12 protein-coding genes are annotated in these 14,714 nt (G+C 69.9%); 8 read left to right on the top strand and 4 right to left on the bottom strand.

Going from position 1 to position 14,714, the window contains the following annotated elements; translation table 11 throughout:
- Positions 1-156 precede the first annotated feature (156 nt).
- Genes T8T98_RS14655 through thrS form a run of 3 tightly spaced genes read right to left on the bottom strand, consistent with a single transcriptional unit; the run spans position 157 to position 3,379 of the window.
- Positions 157-894 (bottom strand): TSUP family transporter, encoded by a 738-nt coding sequence (locus tag T8T98_RS14655; RefSeq protein ID WP_251104667.1) that lies wholly within the window; start codon positions 892-894, stop codon positions 157-159.
- Positions 891-1,358: an acetyltransferase gene (locus T8T98_RS14650; RefSeq protein WP_251104668.1), complete on the bottom strand. Its 468-nt coding sequence runs from the start codon at positions 1,356-1,358 to the stop codon at positions 891-893. The genes T8T98_RS14655 and T8T98_RS14650 overlap by 4 nt, the downstream gene beginning before the upstream one ends.
- On the bottom strand, positions 1,355-3,379 hold the full coding sequence (gene thrS / locus T8T98_RS14645) for a threonine--tRNA ligase (RefSeq protein ID WP_251104669.1): 2,025 nt from the start codon (positions 3,377-3,379) through the stop codon (positions 1,355-1,357). Before thrS ends, T8T98_RS14650 begins: the two co-directional genes overlap by 4 nt.
- 336 nt (positions 3,380-3,715) lie before the next feature.
- Between thrS and T8T98_RS14640 the strand changes: the two genes are divergently transcribed.
- The 8 genes from T8T98_RS14640 (at position 3,716) to T8T98_RS14605 (ending at position 13,658) form a co-directional block, all read left to right on the top strand.
- Complete coding sequence (locus T8T98_RS14640) at positions 3,716-3,922, top strand: hypothetical protein (RefSeq protein ID WP_160733578.1); 207 nt, start codon at positions 3,716-3,718, stop codon at positions 3,920-3,922.
- Positions 3,919-4,539, top strand: a complete 621-nt coding sequence (locus T8T98_RS14635) for a hypothetical protein (RefSeq protein WP_251104670.1) — start codon at positions 3,919-3,921, stop codon at positions 4,537-4,539. Before T8T98_RS14640 ends, T8T98_RS14635 begins: the two co-directional genes overlap by 4 nt.
- The gene (locus T8T98_RS14630) at positions 4,536-4,727 is read left to right on the top strand and encodes a helix-turn-helix transcriptional regulator (protein ID WP_160733580.1); all 192 of its coding nucleotides are present in this window, start codon (positions 4,536-4,538) and stop codon (positions 4,725-4,727) included. The genes T8T98_RS14635 and T8T98_RS14630 overlap by 4 nt, the downstream gene beginning before the upstream one ends.
- Before the next feature lie 156 nt (positions 4,728-4,883).
- The gene (locus T8T98_RS14625; protein ID WP_251104671.1) at positions 4,884-5,639 is read left to right on the top strand and encodes an alpha/beta fold hydrolase; all 756 of its coding nucleotides are present in this window, start codon (positions 4,884-4,886) and stop codon (positions 5,637-5,639) included.
- Between the two features lie 30 nt (positions 5,640-5,669).
- A complete protein-coding gene (locus tag T8T98_RS14620; RefSeq protein WP_251104672.1) occupies positions 5,670-6,503 on the top strand; it encodes a tetratricopeptide repeat protein in 834 nt (277 codons plus the stop codon).
- Positions 6,500-7,480 carry an LLM class flavin-dependent oxidoreductase gene (locus T8T98_RS14615; protein WP_160733583.1) on the top strand — a complete coding sequence of 327 codons (981 nt, stop codon included), beginning with the start codon at positions 6,500-6,502 and terminating at the stop codon, positions 7,478-7,480. Before T8T98_RS14620 ends, T8T98_RS14615 begins: the two co-directional genes overlap by 4 nt.
- Positions 7,481-7,652: 172 nt before the next feature.
- Positions 7,653-12,377: an NAD-glutamate dehydrogenase gene (locus tag T8T98_RS14610; RefSeq protein ID WP_251104673.1), complete on the top strand. Its 4,725-nt coding sequence runs from the start codon at positions 7,653-7,655 to the stop codon at positions 12,375-12,377.
- Between the two features lie 57 nt (positions 12,378-12,434).
- Complete coding sequence (locus T8T98_RS14605; protein ID WP_251104674.1) at positions 12,435-13,658, top strand: NAD(P)/FAD-dependent oxidoreductase; 1,224 nt, start codon at positions 12,435-12,437, stop codon at positions 13,656-13,658.
- Here T8T98_RS14605 and queG read toward each other — a convergent pair.
- A complete protein-coding gene (gene queG / locus T8T98_RS14600) occupies positions 13,642-14,703 on the bottom strand; it encodes a tRNA epoxyqueuosine(34) reductase QueG (RefSeq protein WP_251104675.1) in 1,062 nt (353 codons plus the stop codon). The two genes, T8T98_RS14605 and queG, sit on opposite strands and share 17 nt — an antisense overlap.
- Positions 14,704-14,714: the final 11 nt, after the last annotated feature.

The raw sequence follows: 14,714 nt of genomic DNA, 5'->3' as shown, positions 1-14,714 counted from the left end.
CGTTAGCCACCTCGGCGCATAGCGGGCGGCATGGACCTGCAACGCGCCCTTGCCCCCGCGCCCGAACCGCGGGCCGTCGCATGGCTTCGCACCGCGCTGGTATGCGCCTGCGCGGGTGCGCTGATCGCCGCAGGGCCGCTGGCCCCCGCGCTGCCGCTATAGGAGCTTGACCAGCGCGGCGATCGCCGCTGCTGCCAGCACCACCGCCGCGAAGATCCGCCACGCGGTTTCGCCGATCCGGCCGAATGCAAGGCTCCCCAGCCAGTTTCCGAGCAGCACCACCGGCAGAAGCAGCAGCCCGAGCCCGAGTTGACGCCAGTGCAGCTCTCCGAGAAGCGCGCCCGAAGCGAGCCCGGCCGCCGAGGCGAATGTGAAAATCAGGATCATCGATGCCTTGGCGGTCGCCCGCGGAATCGCGCGCCCGATGTAGTACGGCACGACAGGCGGCCCCGGCATTCCCGCAAAGCCGGTGAGGAACCCGCTCGAAAGCCCCGTCAGCCCGGTTGTCGCCTTGCCTGGAAGATGGGCGGGGCGTGACGGAAGCAGGATGGCCGCGAAAGCGGAGAGTGCGACCAGGGCGATCAGGAACCGCGCGAGTGGCGCCGGCGTGACAGACAGCACCGCCAGCCCCGGCAACGTCGCCAGAAGGACAAGGCCCGAAATGATCCAGGCGGAGCGTTCGGCGTGCTGCCGCAGACGTCTGAACTCGCTAAGGCCGAGGAGCAGCGAGAGCGTGTGGGTCACCAGCACAGCCTCTATGGGCATAAGCGCGAGCGCCAGCACCGGCACCAGCAGGATTGCCATGCCGAACCCGGCCAGCCCGCGTACGAACGCTGCGCCAAGCCCGCCGGCCAGCGCCACGATGATCTGGAACGGGGTGAAGTCGGCGATCAATGCCCGGCGCGGGCCTTGCGACTGCCGGCCCCGTCATAACGCAATCGCACCAGGGGATACGGCCGGCCTTGCGGATCGGTTTCCGACCGCCCGATCCGCACGAAACCCCGCGCTTCGTAAAAGGGCAGAGCATTGCTGGCCTGCTCGCTCGCCTCCACCGTCGCATGCGGAGAGAGCGTGAGCGCATGCTGGATCAGGGCCGTGCCGTAGCCCTGCCCATGCACAGCGGGATCGACGAACAGCGCATCGATCTCGTCACCGTCCATCACCAGGAAGCCGACCACCTTTCCGGTGCCGCTCTCGACCAGCCACAGCCCGGCCTGGGGCAGAAACTGCTCGGCCACCATGCGATCGATCTCGGTTCGATCTCCGGGCGTCAGAAAGCCATGCGTTGCGTCGACCGCCGCGCGCCAGATTTCGAGCGCACGCGGAACGTCCGCCGGCGATCCCTGGCGTATCTTCATCGTAGATCGGGCGGTGTGGCTTCCTCCGCCAGCATCGCGATCGCTTCGTCCAGCGGCACGACCTTCTGCTGCTGCTGGCCCAGGGTGCGCACGGCGACCGTGCCTTCCTCCGCCTCGCGCTTGCCCACGACCAGCAGGTGCGGGACCTTGGCCAGCGAGTGTTCGCGCACCTTGTAGTTGATCTTCTCGTTCCTCAGGTCGCTTTCTGCCCGGATCCCGGCCTCGGCCAGCTTCTGCAACACCTCCCCCGCATAACCGTCTGCATCCGAAACGATCGTCGCGACGACGGCCTGCGTCGGGGCGAGCCAGACCGGCAGGCGACCGGCGTAATGCTCGATCAGGATGCCGATGAAGCGTTCGTAGGAGCCGAAGATCGCCCGGTGCAGCATGACGGGGCGATGCTTCTCGCCGTCTTCGCCGACATAGGTCGCGTCGAGCCGTTCGGGCAGGACGCGGTCGGACTGGATCGTGCCGACCTGCCAGGTGCGGCCGATCGCGTCGGTCAGGTGCCATTCCAGCTTGGGGGCGTAGAACGCGCCTTCGCCGGGCAGTTCCTCCCACCCGTATTCCGCGGTCGCCATGCCGGCATCGATCACCGCCTGGCGCAGTTCCGCTTCCGCCTTGTCCCAGTCGGCGTCGCTGCCGAAACGCTGCTCGGGCCGCAGGGCGAGCTTGATCTCGTAGGTGAAGCCGAAATCCTTGTAGATCCGGTCGGCCAGTTCGCAGAACTTGCGCACTTCGTCGACGATCTGGCCCTCGGTGCAGAAGATGTGGGCATCGTCCTGCGTGAACTGGCGCACCCGCATCAGGCCGTGCAGCGCCCCGTGCGGCTCGTTGCGATGGCAGCAGCCGTTCTCGTAGAGGCGCAGCGGCAGGTCGCGATAGCTGGTAATGCCCTGCTTGAAGACGAGCACGTGGGCCGGGCAGTTCATCGGCTTGAGCGCCATCCATTCGGCCGCGTCGGACACCAGTGGCCCCTCGTCCTCGACATTGGGAACCTCGTCCGGGATCACGAACATGTTCTCGCGATACTTGCCCCAGTGGCCGGACTGTTCCCACTGGCGCGCGTCCATCACCTGCGGCGTCTTGATCTCGCGATAGCCGGCATCGTCGATCGCCCGGCGCATGTAGGATTCGAGCGCGCGCCAGATGCGATAGCCCTGCGGGTGCCAGAACACGCTGCCGTGAGCCTCTTCCTGCAGGTGGAACAGGTCCATCTCGCGGCCCAGCTTGCGGTGGTCGCGCTTGGCGGCTTCCTCCAGCCGGGTCAGGTGGGCGTTGAGCTGCTTCTTGTTGAGCCAGCCGGTGCCGTAGATCCGCGTGAGCTGCGCGTTCTTCTGGTCGCCGCGCCAGTAGGCTCCGGCCACCCGCATCAGCTTGAACGCCTGGGGGTCGAGCTTGCCGGTGCTGGCAAGGTGCGGCCCGCGGCACATGTCGAGCCAGGCGCCCTCGCTGCCCGGCTCGCCCGACCAGTAGACGGTCAGTTCCTCGTCTTCCGGCAGTTCCTTCGCCCATTCGGCCTTGAACGTCTCGCCCTCGGCCTCCCACTTGGCGATCAGCTGCTCGCGGCTCCAGACCTCGCGCACCAGCGGCTTGTCGGCCCTGATGATCTCGCGCATCTTCTCCTCGATCGCCGGCAGGTCGTCCATCGAGAACGGATCGCGGCTGTCGGGGGCCTTCACGTCGTAATAGAACCCGTCATCGGTCGCCGGGCCGAACGTGATCTGCGTGCCCGGCCACAGGGCCTGGACCGCCTCCGCCAGGACGTGGGCGTAATCGTGGCGGACCAGCTCCAGCGCCTCGTCCTCGTCGCGCGCGGTGATCAGCGCCAGCTCGGCATCGCCCTCGAACGGGCGGTTGAGGTCGCGCACCTCGCCCCCCGTGCCGTGATCGACCCGCGCCGCCAGCGCGGCCTTGGCCAGGCCCGGGCCGATCGCGGCGGCGACGTCGGCCGGGGTCGTCCCCGGCTCGACCTCGCGCACCGATCCGTCGGGCAGGCTGATCTTGAGCAGTTCCGTCATCGTTTCCCGTTACCGTTTTTCGCGTGCGGCGCCCCCGTCGGCACCGGTCGCAGGTGCCATGGCACAGGCGCGCGCGCGCTTGAAGAGCGGCGTTGGCTGATTGGCGATTTCGGGGAGGAACGCCGCACCACCCGAAACCGGGCGGCGGCGGATCGCGTCAGCGCGCGACCGACCGCACCCGGCGGGGCCGGGTAGTGGTGGTAGTCGCCGCGAAGAAGCGTGTCGCGTTCATGCCAGGCGCGATAGCCGGTGGCGGGTGGCGGATCAAGGCAGGAGGCACGACAAGCCAGCGCGTCAAAATGTCCAGTGTCTTTGACATAGACTGTTGGTGTGTCCATGTTCCTTTACATCGAATCAAGGGAGCTTGACCTTATGCCCTCTATCCGGCCCTTTCTCTGGGCGATTGCCGTTGTCACCGTGGCGCTGCTCAACATCGCTGATGTGCTGCCCGACTGGGCGACGATCGCTGCGATCCTGACGCTGCCGTTCATGGCTACGCTCTCGGGAATGCACTGCCGGCCTGCGAAGGGGATCGACCAGTGACATCCGATCATTCCGTTTCCGGCCGACCGCCGGCCGGTCGCGCCCGCTGGCTGTGGGGCGGCCTGATGGTTGCATCTTTCGCCGTGATCGCAGGTCTGCGCTTGAGCGGGGCGATCAATGAACCGACCGGCTTCATCCTGCTCGCTCTGGCCATGTTGCAGATGATCCCTCTCGTTCGCGCCGGACTGGCGCACCAACGCGAAACCGGACATCTCAGCCCCGCCGTCCTGCGCTACACCCGGCGCTTCATGGGTGCGACGTTCGGCTATGTCCTGGGAATGGGCCTGGCTGTGATGCTGCACGAGCGGATGGGGCTGAACGGTCCGGAAGCCTTCGCCATCGCATTGCTGCCGGTGCTGCCGGTTTTCGCCATGATCTGGGCGATGGGGCGCTATCTTGTTGAGGAGGACGACGAGTTCCTGCGTCACCGTGCGACGCTCGCTTCGCTGTTCGGGCTGGGCGTCGTGCTCGCGCTGGGCAGTTTCTGGGGGTTCCTGGAGACTTTCGGCGTGGTTCCGCATATCTGGGCCTGGTGGACCTTCCCGGTCTGGGCGATCGGCATGGGCCTGTCGCAGGGCTGGATGGCCTGGCGCGATCGCGCGGGTGGCGAAGAGTGAAGAACCGCCTCAAGGTGCTTCGCGCCGAACGCGACTGGAGCCAGCAGGACCTGGCGCGGCGGCTGGAAGTTTCGCGCCAGAGCGTCAACGCGATCGAGACGGGACGTTACGATCCCTCCCTCCCGCTGGCCTTCCGTATTGCGGCATTGTTCGAAATGCCGATCGAGGATATATTCATCCCCGACTGAGAGGGAGCCATGAAGCACGTCGCTGCACTGCTGCTCGCCTGCCTGCTGGTTGCCGGGTGCAACGGGCGGACGGAGGAGCCGTCGTACTTCGAATACGCGCCGCCGCTCTACTGACGCGGGTTGCCTTGGGCCCCGCCCGGCGGGCATGGCCGGGGCATGACCGACGAAATCGATTTCCACGAACCGGGCGACGGCCGCCGTATCGCCTTCCGTTACCACCCGGGCGAGGGCGAGGGCGCGGCGCGGCCGACGCTGGTTTTCCTGCCCGGCTACATGTCCGACATGGCCGGAGGAAAGGCCACGGCGATCCATGGCTGGGCCGTGGCCCGGGGGCGGCCGTGCCTCCTGCTCGATTATTCCGGATGCGGGCGCAGCACGGGCGATTTTGCCCAGGGCACGCTGTCGCGCTGGCGCGAGGAAGTGCTGTCGCTGGTCGAGGCGCAGGTCGCGGGCGCCGTCGTCCTGATCGGCTCCTCGATGGGCGGATGGCTGATGCTGCTGGCCGGCGAGGCGCTCGGCAGCCGGCTGGCCGGAATGGTCGGGATCGCGGCCGCGCCGGATTTCTCCGACTGGGGGTACGACGATGATCAGAAGGCCCGGCTGGCGGCCGGGCACACGGTGTTCGAAGACAATCCCTACGGGCCCGAGCCGACCCCGACCCACCCGGGTTTCTGGCAGGACGCGCAGCGCCAGCGCCTGCTGTCGCGCGAGATCGCGATCGATTGCCCGGTGCGCCTGCTGCATGGCCAGGCCGATCCCGACGTCCCGTGGGAGACCAGCCTGCGCACCGCCGCTGCCCTGCGTTCGGACGACGTACAGGTGACTTTCGTGAAAGACGGCGATCATCGCCTCTCGCGCGAACAGGATATCGCCCTGCTGTTGCGGACGCTGGCCGCGCTCCCCATCCCATAGCAGGCAGCAAACGATCAGGAGCCTGCCCCGATGACCCTGCTTCTTGCCCTCATGCTCCAGGTCGGCCCCGCGCCGACGTCCGAGCCGATTCCCGCGCTTCCGCCGGAGATGGAGCAGCAGCGCGCCGACCGCGCGCGGCGGGCCGCGGCCGCGGAAGATGCCGTGGCGCCCGGCAGGCTGGCCCAGTGCCTTGCCCGCACCCGCCGCGACCCCGGCGGCGCGGTGGAGGAGGCGGAGGCCTGGCTGGAAAGCGCGCGCGGAGCGCAGCGGGGCGACGCGGGCCAGTGCCTCGGCGTCGCCCAGGCGCAGCTGGGGCAGGGGGCCGCTTCGGCCGAGACGTTCCTGGCCGCGCGCGACGCGACCCCGGAAGGCGACTTGCGCCTGCGGGCCCTGCGCGGCGCGCTCGCCGGGGGCGCCCTGCTGGGCGAAGGCGATCCCGCCGGCGCGCTCGCGCTGCTCGATGCCGCGCGCGAGGATGCGCACGCGGCCGGGGAAGGAACGATTGCCGGGCAGATCGCGCTCGACCGGGCGATCGCGCTCGTCGCGCTCGACCGGGCGGACGAGGCGGCACAGGCCCTGGCGGCGGCGCGCGCCGCCCTGCCCGACAATGCCCAGGCCTGGTTGCTTTCGGCGACCCTCTCGCGCCGCACCGGCGACCTGGCCGAGGCCCAGGCGCGGATCGAACGCGCGGCCGAACTGGCGCCCCGCGATCCGGCAGTGGGGCTGGAAGCGGGCGTCATCGCCGCCATGGCCGGCCGCGACGAGGCCGCGCGGCGCAGCTGGCTCTCGGTAATCGAAATGGCACCCGACAACCCGGCCGCCGCGCGCGCACAGGCCTATATCGACCGACTGGAGCCTGCATGACCGACCTTTCCGTTCTCGATCTCGTCCCGGTGCGCGAAGGCGGCACGCTGGAAGAAGCCTATGCCGCCAGCGCCGCGCTCGCCCGCACGGCGGAGGCTGCCGGTTACAAGCGTTTCTGGATCGCCGAACACCACGCGATGGAGGGGATCGGCGGGGCCGCGACCGCGGTCGTGATCGGCCATGTCGGCCAGGCGACCTCGACCATTCGCATCGGCGCGGGCGGGATCATGCTGCCCAACCACAACCCCTTCGTGATCGCCGAGCAGTTCGGCACGCTCGCCGCGCTTTTCCCCGGGCGCATCGATCTCGGCCTCGGCCGTGCCCCCGGCGCCGGGCCCGAACTGCAGCGCGCCTTGCGCAAGGACCTTCACCGCGCCGCCGAGCTCTTCCCGCAGGACGTGGCCGAGCTGCGCGCGATGCTGTCGGGCGATCCGGACCTGGCGGTCCGGCCGACGCCGGGCCACGGCGCGCAAGTGGAAATGTGGATGCTCGGCTCCAGCCTCTTCGGCGCGCAGCTCGCGGCGCGGCTGGGCCTGCCCTATGCCTTCGCCAGCCATTTCGCGCCGACCCACCTCGACGCCGCCCTGGCGCTCTATCGCCGCGACTTCCAGCCTTCGGAACACCTCGGCCGGCCGCATGTCATGGCGGCGATGACGGTGTTCGCGGCGCCGAGCGAGGAAGAGGCGGAGCTGATCGCCTCGTCGCAGGCGCAGAGCTTCGTCCGGCTGCGCACCGGCAACCCGGGGCGCCTGCCGCCGCCGGTTCCCGGCTATCGCGACTCCCTGCCGCCGCAGGCGCGCGCGATCCTCGACCACATCGGCGAAGCCTCGGCCATCGGGACCCCGGCGCAAGTGAAGGACCGGATAGAGGCCTTCGTCGCGCGCACGGGGGCGGACGAGATCATGCTCTCGGGCGCGACATATGCCCCCGAAGCGCGGGCCCGGACGCTCGAACTGGTGGCCGAGGCCCTGGCCTGAGCCGGCCCCCCGGCGGCCGGCCGGGCGGGTTTTCGCCCGCCCCCGCCGTAGCGGAAAGGCGGGCCGGAAACGTGGCTTGCAGCGCGAACGACTTGGGCGTAGGCGCGCAATATTATTGCCGCGTCGTCGGCGTCTTTGGGCGGGCGTTCGAGCGCCCGATGGAGCGATTTCGATGGGTTCCCGAGCAGCTGCGCCTTCCGGCAAGTCTCAACGCGAACAGGCCGTTCCCTCCTCTCTCGTCGGCGCGCTGACCGACCGGATCTGCGATTCGCTCCTGCCCGGCGACACGCCTTTCGCGACCGAGAAGGTGCGCGACGCGGCCGGTTTCATGCTCGAGGCGGCGACCCGGCGCGAACCGGGCGAAGCGGCGATCGCGCTCGCTTCCGCCACCGACGAGCGGCGCTTTATGCGCATCGCGCTGATCAACGACGACATGCCGTTCCTGGTCGATTCGATCGCGGCGACGATCGCGGCGCAGGGGCTGGCGATCGACCGGCTGGTCCACCCGGTGATCCATACCCGCCGCGACGCGGACGGCACGCTGCGCGAGATCGCTTCCCAGCGGGGCGAGGACACGCGGCGCGAATCGATGGTCTACGTCGAGACTGTGCGGATCGACGCGCGCCAGCGGCGGGGGCTGGAGCGCGAACTGCGCACGACCCTGGCCGACGTTCATGCCGCCGTGGCCGACTGGCCGAAAATGCGCGAGGCGATGCGCGCCGACGCCGCGCGAATCGACGATGCCGAAGGGGCGGAGCTGCTGCGCTGGCTCGAAGGCGGGATGCTGACGCAGCTCGGCCACTTGCGCCGCCACCGCGACGGCAGCCATTCCGATCTCCTGGGGATCTGCCGCAAGAGCGCGCGCCAGATCCTGGCCGACGCGTCCTACGAACGCGCGTTCGACTGGTTCGGCGCGGCCGAGGAAGGGCGCGAACTGCTGATCATCAAGGCCAACCGCCTTTCCAACGTCCATCGCCGGGTCCCGCTCGACCTGTTCATCGCCCCGATCCGCGAGGGCGGGAAGGTCACCGCGCTGTCGATCCATGCCGGCGTGTGGACGAGCGCGGCCCTCGCGGCCACCCCCACCCAGGTGCCGCGCCTGCGCGCGCGGGTTTCCAGCCTGATGGAGAAATTCGAGTTCGACGCCGGCGGCCATGCGGGCAAGGCGCTGGTCCATGCGCTGACCGCGCTGCCGCACGATCTCGTGATCGGCTTTTCGGACGAGGATATCGAGCGGGTGGCGACCGCGATGATGAGCCTGGTCGATCGCCCGCGCCCGCGCCTCGCGCTGGTCGAGGCGCCGCTCGCCCGGCACCTCTTCGCCTTCGTGTGGATGCCGCGCGACATGCTCTCGACCCAGGTGCGCCACCAGATCGTGGACCTGCTGGAGCAGGGCGCCGGGGCGACGATGCTCGACTGGAGCCTGCAGGTCGAAGGCGGCAACCTCGCCATGCTGCGCTTCGTGCTCGACTTGCGCGGCGGCCAGGTCGCCACGCCCGAGGCGGAGCTGGAAGTGCGGTTGCAGAAGATGCTGCGCGGCTGGGCCGAGGCGGTCGAGGGCGAACTGGCCGAACAGATGGAAGCCGGCCGCGCGGCCGCCATCGCGACCCGGTTCGCCGAGGCTTTTCCCGCCGCCTATCGCGCGGACTACGGCCCGGCCGAGGCCGCGCGCGACATTGCCCGGATGCGCCATCTCTCGGCGCTCGAATCGGAAACCCCGGGCGAGGCCGCCCTGCAGCGCGATGCGCGGCTCTATGCGTTCGAGCGCGACGGCGCGGCCGAACTGCGGCTCAAGATCTACGAGCACGAAGGCGCCCTGCCGCTTTCCGACGCCGTGCCGGCGCTGGAGAACTTCGGTTTCCGCGTCCTGGCCGAGATCCCGACCCCGCTCGAGGACGGACGGCTGGGCACGGTCCACGATTTCACGCTCGCCCTGCCCGAAGGCGATGCGATCGACCCGCTGCTGGAGCGGGCCGACGCGATCGAGCAGGCGATTGCCGCGGTCCTCAACGGCTGGGCGGAGGACGACCCGTTCAACCGGCTGGTGATCGGCGCCGCCCTGAGCGCGGACGAGGCGAACTGGCTGCGCGCGTTCTATCGCTACCTGCGGCAGGCGGGGGTCAGCTTCACGATCTATACCGTCGTCGATGCGCTCGACCGCGCGCCCGGCGTCACCCGCGCGCTGGTGCGCCTGTTCGCCGCCCGCCACGATCCCGATTTCGAGGGCGACCGGGAAGCGGCCACGCGCGAGTGCGAGGCGGCGATCAAGCAGGGCCTCGCCCGGGTCGCGGCGATCAACGACGACAGGCTGCTGCGCCTCTATCACGCCGTCATCGGCGCGATTTTGCGGACCAACGCCTTTGCCCCGGCCGGGCAGGAGGCGCTGGCCTTCAAGATCGATTCGCAGCTCGTGCCCAACCTGCCGCGGCCGATCCCCTGGCGCGAGATCTTCGTCTATTCGCGGCGGGTCGAGGGCATTCACCTGCGCGCCGGCCCGGTCGCGCGCGGGGGCCTGCGCTGGTCCGACCGGCGGGACGACTTCAGGACCGAGATCCTCGGCCTGATGAAGGCCCAGCGGGTCAAGAACGCGGTGATCGTGCCGACCGGCGCGAAAGGCGGGTTCTATCCCAAGCAATTGCCCGCCCCGGACAAGGACCGCACCGCCTGGGCCGCCGAAGGGCAGGCGAGCTACGAGATCTTCATCCGCACCCTGCTGTCGGTGACCGACAACCTCGAAGGCGACAAGGTCGTCCACCCGCCGCGGGTGGTGATCCGCGACGGGGAAGATCCCTATTTCGTGGTCGCGGCCGACAAGGGCACGGCGCGCTTTTCCGACGTCGCCAACGCGATCGCCGAGAAACGCGATTTCTGGCTCGGCGACGCCTTCGCCAGCGGCGGGTCCAACGGCTACGATCACAAGGCCATGGGCATTACCGCCCGCGGCGCCTGGGTCTCGGTCCAGCGGCACTTCCTCGAAATGGGGATCGACGTGCAGAGCGAGCCGGTGCGCGTGGCCGGCTGCGGCGACATGTCGGGCGACGTCTTCGGCAACGGCATGCTGCTGTCGAAGGCGATCAAGCTGGTCGCCGCCTTCGACCATCGCCACATCTTCATCGACCCCGATCCCGATCCGGCGAAAAGCTGGCAGGAACGCAAGCGCCTGTTCGACCTCCCGGCCTCGAGCTGGGAAGACTATGACAAGGCGCTGATCTCCAAGGGCGGCGGGGTCTGGTCGCGCACGACCAAGCGGATCCCGATCTCCGCCCCGATGCGCCGCCTGCTGGGGGTCGATGCAAGGGAGCTGGAGCCCGAGGCGCTGATTTCCGCGATCCTGAAAGCGCAAGTGGACCTGATCTGGTTCGGCGGCATCGGCACTTATGTAAAGAGCCGTTCGGAGAACAACGTCCAGGTCGGCGACCCGGCGAACGATGTCCTGCGCGTCGATGCCGCGGACCTGCGGGCGCGGGTGATCGGCGAAGGCGCCAACTTGGGCGTGACCCAGGCCGGGCGGATCGAGTTCGCGCTGCGCGGCGGGCGGATCAACACCGATTTCATCGACAACTCGGCCGGGGTCGACTGTTCGGACAACGAGGTGAACATCAAGATCGCGCTGGCCGGCGCCCGCCGGGCCGGCCGCCTGTCGGAACCGCGGCGCAACAAGCTGCTGACCGAGATGACCGACGAGGTCGCGGAACTGGTGCTGGAAGACAACCGGCTCCAGGCCCTGGCACTCTCGATCGCCGAGCTGGGCGGCGCGAAGGCCACCGCCTCGCAGCTGCGCCTGATCGAGACGCTGGAAGATCGCGGATACCTCGACCGGCGGACCGAGGGGCTGGCCGACGGCGAAGCCCTGGCGCGCCGGGCGAGCGACGGCGCGGGCCTGGCCCGGCCCGAGCTGGCGGTGCTCCTGTCTTCCACCAAGCTGGTCCTGCAGGACGCGATCGAGCAGTCGCCCCTGCCCGACGAGCCGGCGCTGGAGCCCGACCTGTTCGGGTATTTCCCCGCGCCGATGCGGGCGAAGTTCAAGGCGCACATCCTCGATCACCGGCTCCGCCGCGAGATCATCGCGACCAGCCTTGCGAACCGGATCGTGAACCGCCTCGGCCTCGTCAACCCGTTCGAACTGGCGGAAGAGGAAGGGGTCGAGCTGGCGCAGGTCGCCGCGGCTTTCGTCGCCGCGGAGAAGCTGTTCGGGATCGAGGCGCTGTGGGACCGGCTCGACCGGGCCGCCATGCCCGAATCGGCGCGGATCATGCTGTTCGACCGGGTCGCGACCGCGATGCGCAGCCAGATGGCCGACCTCCTGCGCGCCGGCGTCGGCCGCGCGGGCCCCTCGCGCATCGTCGAGGAACTGTCGCGCGGCGTGGGCGAACTGGCGTCGGACACCGAGGGGCTGCTGGCGGCCGAATCGCGCCAGCAATCGGCCAAGATGCGCGCCGCCTTTGCCGAGATGGGCGCGCCGGCCGACATTGCCGCCGATGTCGCCCACCTGTTCGACATGGACGGCGCGGTCGGCCTCGCCCGCCTCGCCCGCGATGCCGAGATCGGGGCGCGGAACCTCACTTGCGCCTTCACCGATCTCGGGGCCCGGCTGGGGCTCGACTGGGCGCAGGGCACCGCCGCGCTGATGGACCCGTCCGACGTGTGGGAGCGCCTGCTGGTGGCCGGGCTTGCCCGCGATTTCCAGCAGATGCGGCTCGATTTCCTGCGGCGGCTCTCGCGGCGCAAGGATGCCAGGTCCGACCCGGCCGGGGCGGTCGCCGCGTGGGCGGAGGAGAACGAGACCGCGATCCGGCAATTCCGCGCGATGATCGGGCGGGCGCAGGCACATTCGCCGGTGGCCCCCGCGATGCTGGCGCAGATCGCCAGCCAGGCGCGCAACCTGCTCGGGCGCTGACGGGCGGGGCCGGCCGGCGGGCTTGACCCGGCGCCGGATTTGTCCAAACCCGGCGGGATGCAGAGCGCCGATATAGTTATCGTCGGCACGGGGCATGGCGGCGCACAGGCCGCCATCGCCTTGCGCCAGAACGGGTTTGCCGGATCGATCGCGATGATCGGCCGCGACAGCGAGCCGCCGTACGAACGGCCGCCGCTGTCGAAGGAATACCTTGCCGGCGAAAAGCCGTTCGAGCGGATCTATATCCGCCCGCCGCAGTTCTGGGCCGACAAGGACGTGGCCCTGCGGTTGGAGACTTCGGTGGTCGCGATCGACCCGCAGGCCCGCGAAGTCGTCCTGTCCGACGAAAGCCGCATGGCTTACGGCAAGCTGGTCTGGGCCGCCGGAGGCGATCCGCGGCGGCTGGATCGCCCGGGTGCCGACCTGCCGGGCGTGCACTCGGTTCGCAACCGGGGTGACGTCGACCGGATGATGGCCGAGCTGGAGGCCGGCGCGCGCCGCGCGGTGGTGATCGGCGGCGGCTATATCGGGCTGGAGGCGGCGGCGGTCCTGCGCAAGGTCGGCTGCGAGGTCACCTTGCTGGAGGCGCTGCCCCGCGTGCTGGCCCGGGTGGCGGGGGAAGAACTCTCGCGCTTCTACGAGGCCGAGCATCGCCGGCAGGGCGTGGACGTCCGGCTGGAGGCCGCGGTCGAGCGGATCGTGGGGGAGGACAAGGTCACCGGCGTCGCCCTGAACGGGGGCGAGACCATCCCGGCGGACCTCGTGGTCGTGGGCATCGGGATCGTCCCTTCGGTCGGCCCGCTGATCGCGGCCGGGGCCGCCGGGGCGAACGGGGTCGACGTGGACGAGTTCTGCCGCACTTCGCTCGACGACGTCTATGCCATCGGCGATTGCGCGGCCCATGCCAATCCCTATGCCGGCGGCGCGGTGATCCGGCTGGAATCGGTGCAGAACGCGAACGACATGGCCAATGTCGCGGCCCGGTCCATCTGCGGCGAGGCGCGGCCCTACAACGCCGTGCCCTGGTTCTGGTCGAACCAGTACGACCTGCGCCTGCAGACCGTGGGCCTCTCGCTCGACCACGACGAGACGGTGCTGCGCGGCGACCCCGATGCGCGCAAGTTCTCGGTCGTCTACCTCAGCGAAGGGCGGGTGATCGCGCTCGATTGCGTCAATGCGACCAAGGACTATGCCCAGGGGCGCAAGCTGGTGGAGGCCGGTGCGCGCCCGGACCGCGAGGCGCTCGCCGACCCGGAGATATCGCTCAAGGCGCTGGTCTGAGCTCGCCCAGGGCCCACCGGGCCGCTTCGGCCACGACCGGGTCGGGATCGTCCAGCAGTGCGCGTACCGGCCCTTCGAGCGCGCGGTTGCCGCTGTTGCCCGCCGCGATCAGGCAATTGCGCACGAAACGGTCGCGTCCGATCCGCTTGATCGGGGAGCCGGAAAAGAGCCGCCGGAAGCCGGGATCGTCGAGCGCGAGCAGTTCGGCGAGGCGCGGCGCGACGAGTTCGGCGCGCGGGAGGAAGGCCCGGTTGCGCGCGGCGGTGGCGGCGAACTTGTTCCACGGGCACACCGCCAGGCAATCGTCGCAGCCGTAGATCCGGTTGCCGATCGCCTTGCGGAACGCGTGCGGTATCGGGCCCTTGTGCTCGATCGTGAGGTAGGAAATGCACTTGCGCGCATCGAGGCGATAGGGCGCGGGGAAGGCGTCGGTGGGGCAGGCGTCCTGGCAGGCGCGGCACGATCCGCAATTGTCGCGATGGGGCGCCGCCGGCTCCAGCTCCAGCGTGGTGTAGATCGCGGCCAGGAACAGCCACGATCCATGCTCGCGGCTGACCAGGTTGGTGTGCTTGCCCTGCCAGCCGATCCCCGCCGCCTCGCCCAGCGGTTTTTCCATCACCGGCGCGGTATCGACGAAGACCTTCAGCTCGGTGCCCGGCGCGCGTTCGACCAGCCAGCGCGCGAGCGCCTTCGCCGCCTTCTTCACCGTGTCGTGGTAATCGCGCCCCTGGGCATAGACCGAGATGCGCGCGCGTTCCCGGTCGCCCTCCAAAGCCAGTGGGTCGTGCGCGGGGGCATAGCTCATGCCCAGGGCGATGACGCTCTTCGCCTCGGGCCACATCGCCTGCGGGCCCTGGCGCACGTCGGCCTGGTCCTCCATCCATTCCATCGTCGCGTGGTGGCCGGCCGCGATCCATTCGCGCAGCCGCTGCGCCCGCTCCGGGTCGTCCGCCGCCGGGGCGATGCCCACCGCGACGAAGCCCAGCCGCGCCGCCTCGGCAAGCAGCTCGTCGCGCAGCGTGGCATCTTCTCTGTCGCCGGACATGCGAACGGGGG

The organism is Pelagerythrobacter marinus (genome assembly GCF_034375205.1).
Classification (GTDB): Bacteria; Pseudomonadota; Alphaproteobacteria; order Sphingomonadales; family Sphingomonadaceae; genus Pelagerythrobacter; species Pelagerythrobacter marinus.
Note: the sequence above shows the minus strand (reverse complement) of the source record. Positions and strands in the feature narration are given on the sequence as shown.